Below are 3,444 nucleotides of genomic sequence, written 5' to 3'. Positions count from 1 at the left end.
TTCTGTTATTTTTCCTTGCGATAGCCATTATCTGCTTTATGATGTATCTTCTTGACAAAAAGTGAAACAAGCTTTGATACGAACTCCGGGCCGTTATATCGAATGGTCTAACTCGATGTACCAGTTTCCCTTGATGGGCTTGTAAAGCGTGGTGTCGTTGTACGTCCTGCGGTAGATCTCGTTCAGGTCGCCATGTTCGGTGATACGGATATTCCGACGGCTTTCCAATCCGGGATCGTAAACGAAACTCTTGGAAGTTCCCGCATCCACGATGCCGTGGGAGTAGTACGGCATAACGAGGCTCACATATACCGAATCTGCCGTTCCCCATTCCCTGCGATCAACAAGGATAAAACCGCATCCAATCTCTGACAACAGGGAATCGAGCTGTATTCGCTCCGGCTTCAACAGTCCATATACCGGAATGTCTTGTTCATCATTCGTTTCATGGGATGTATCGCTTTGCTCCATTGAATCAAGTATAATGACCTCTTCCGGAGAAAGCGGCGGGTAGTGAAAACTACCTTCTGAACTCTCTGCCATGATTTCGTACACCTTACGGAACGCCACCTCGTGCGTGGTGAAATGGCGTATCATTTCCTCGTCCGACGGCGGCATGGGAGGCTCTCCGCAGCTTACGGCAAGCAGGATTACAAATAACAGGATTATGACTGGTGTTCTCATTTTCTAATGTTTAATGTTCTGTGGCTAACCAATCTTGTTTAGGGAGTTGAGCCATTTGTTAATAGCATCCAATCTGTTATTCTGTTTAATGGTATCTTCATTTCTACATAATTTGATTTGCCGAATAACAGAGTTCTGCATAATTGAATCGGATTTGAAAAGCAGTTCTAAAACGGCTTCATAACATTTGGAATATCTGGACAATTCATCCAATATATTTGCGTCTTTTAGAATATACAGGTTGAAATTGTACACAAATGACTTGTAACTGAAAATCTCCGACTGTAATGCTGCTGCATCAAGACAAGTATAAAACAATTCCTTATCGTGCTGATATAGCCACATATAATCAGATGGGTTCAGGTTGTAGTGCAATAAAGTTTCCGAACGGACAAATGGAAGCCCCGTATTTGAGCCTACCAGATAACGGTATGTCTCATTGACTATTGACTCAACTATTTCAATGGATTCTGATTGTTTGTCCGATTCCCGTATTTCTGTAAATGTATCGGCAATAAGAACTTCCACATCCTGCGATTTGTAATATATACCGTTTTTTTGCCAGCGGAATCTACGGATATATTCTTCAGAAGTCGGACAACAGAACAGTAAAGTATTTAACAATCGGTTCAGATATATTCGCTTATCTGGAATATGACAACGGTGTAACCCTATTATGGAGCCATAAGCGTATAGCTTTCCAAACTCGTTTTCCTCCGAATTTGAATTTTTAGGCATGTAATACAACCGCACAATATTGTCAATGAAATAATATATATCAAGATATTTCAATGTATCAGCCGATTCTCCATATTTGTTAAGTAAATGCCGCTCCAGTTTCTCGCCATACCATAAGTAGCCATCGGGATTTATTTGAAACAACCGATGAAACTTAGGTCTTGATAATGAAAAGTTCTTGTTTCTACTTTTCATTCGTTCCAGTAAGGCGACAATAATTCTATTCGTTATATCCATAGCTGTAATGTTCGGTGGCTAACCGACCCTTATCTGGGGAGGTTAAGCCGCTTGTTAGTTGCATATTTACAATTTTGACAAAAGAGTATTCAGTTCTTTAATATCTTCTTTATCATCTTCGTACCTTAAAGCATTTCTATAAGAATGATTACTTAAACAGATAATTCCTATTTCGGGAATATCTAATATATCAGAATCTGGTATTGACAACCCATACAAGATACATTTGCCTATGTACTCAGAATGTTCACGAAATAGTGGGATTTGTTGCAGCCTTTGGACTATTTCATTAAGTGTATCCTCTTTCTCTTGTTCTCTGATTGCACACAGAGGCAACAGAAGATGAAATAACACATCTCCATATTTTAACTCTGCAATACGCATCAATTCTGGATATGTGAGATATTTCAAATGAAAGTTGCCACTAACCTCACCAATTACAAAATCATTCAAAAAATAGTATGTACTACAAGGATGAAATTCCATTGTCAATGTAACATCACTGCCGATAGGAAGTGTTAGAGTTCTTGGATTTTCTATTTCACCTTGATTTTCGGATGTTTCCAATTCAATTTGAGATAGCCAGCCCCAATATTCCTTGTACCTCTTTTCATCTAACAATGCTGGTGCAAGTTCTTCATCCCATACTTCATCAAAATTCACATCCCTTTCTTCATCAAAGGCTTGAATATGATGATGCAACATTACGTTCCAAAAAAGCGCATTTGAGAACGAATATTCTTTTTCTGATATTACATTCATTTTTGTTTCGTTTTTGACTGCAACTAATGTTAGGTGGATAATCGGCTGTTGGTAGATTAATCCGTTTGTTAGTCGCTCTATTGTTTCCAGAATTTTTCAAGTTCATCATACTCTCCAAACCAATACTGAAAAGCTATCTTATCAATGCCGTTTTTGCCTCTCCAAAAATCCACTGGGTAATTCCAATCAGAACTTCGGCTGCTTCTTGGAGTACATCCTTCATTAAACTCATAAAAGGAACCTCTATATTTTTCAGTGTGGAGAATACTAAGGTATCCCATTATTTCCAACAGACGTTGTAAAGCTAATTCTGCAAACTTAACACTTATACGCTTTTCCTCTTTCTTCCAATGCTTGAAAAATTCTTTTTTCTTCAACAATTTGTACACATAACGAATCCCGTCTGATTCCTGCACGGATGTGATAGTCTCAAAGATTTCTTTAAGAATACTCAGCCCTTCCTTTTGTTGTTTGGGATCATACAGGAAATTCACACTTTCCCTATTCTCTTGCTGTAAGCATTGTACCATGTGAAAAACATCAGATTCATTCACCCCATATTTGGGATTGAATGGATATTTTTCAATATCTTTCTCAAAGGAAGACGAACAAATATAACAAGAGTTTATTGTAGGTTCATCCATAATTTCTCTTTGTTGTTCTACGGTCATATTCTCAAAGGAGAGGTATTTTCTTTCTAAGAATAGTTTTTTATTTTCTTTTATCCACAACCTCTCGTCTTTGTAAAAATCACCTGTTTTAGGAATGTCGTATATTGAATATGAATGAACATAATATGTTTTCATTTTCGACAAAACTTGAAGCCCAAAATGAATCCGACCTATTGGCAAGGTTTGTATGAATAGCTCAGTAAGCTGCTTCTTGTCAGAAGAAGTGTACTCTTTCAACAATAGTTCTATGGCTTCGTTATGTGTCATTTTTATTATTATTTTTAAGTGGCTAATGTTTGGCAGCATTCCGCTTTTTAGTCGGTTTGCTGTTTGTTAGTCGCTTATTCCCATT

4 protein-coding genes are annotated in these 3,444 nt (G+C 37.7%); all 4 read right to left on the bottom strand.

What is annotated here, in order from left to right; all coding sequences use genetic code 11:
* Positions 1–93: 93 nt before the first annotated feature.
* The 4 genes from DXA54_RS27670 to DXA54_RS27655 all read right to left on the bottom strand — a co-directional run bounded on the left by DXA54_RS27670 (position 94) and on the right by DXA54_RS27655 (position 3,359).
* On the bottom strand, positions 94–684 hold the full coding sequence (locus tag DXA54_RS27670; RefSeq protein WP_120081188.1) for a DUF4948 family protein: 591 nt from the start codon (positions 682–684) through the stop codon (positions 94–96).
* Between the two features lie 24 nt (positions 685–708).
* Positions 709–1,659 (bottom strand): hypothetical protein, encoded by a 951-nt coding sequence (locus DXA54_RS27665; protein WP_070782546.1) that lies wholly within the window; start codon positions 1,657–1,659, stop codon positions 709–711.
* A gap of 66 nt (positions 1,660–1,725) precedes the next feature.
* Complete coding sequence (locus DXA54_RS27660) at positions 1,726–2,421, bottom strand: Imm19 family immunity protein (RefSeq protein ID WP_117678525.1); 696 nt, start codon at positions 2,419–2,421, stop codon at positions 1,726–1,728.
* A gap of 77 nt (positions 2,422–2,498) precedes the next feature.
* Positions 2,499–3,359 (bottom strand): hypothetical protein, encoded by an 861-nt coding sequence (locus DXA54_RS27655; protein WP_009040061.1) that lies wholly within the window; start codon positions 3,357–3,359, stop codon positions 2,499–2,501.
* Positions 3,360–3,444 lie beyond the last annotated feature (85 nt).

The sequence above is a fragment of the Bacteroides sp. OF03-11BH genome (assembly GCF_003604005.1).
In the GTDB taxonomy this organism is placed as follows: domain Bacteria; phylum Bacteroidota; class Bacteroidia; order Bacteroidales; family Bacteroidaceae; genus Bacteroides; species Bacteroides ovatus.
The sequence above is the reverse complement of the archived record's forward strand: the minus strand, read 5'-3'. Positions and strand labels throughout refer to the sequence as shown.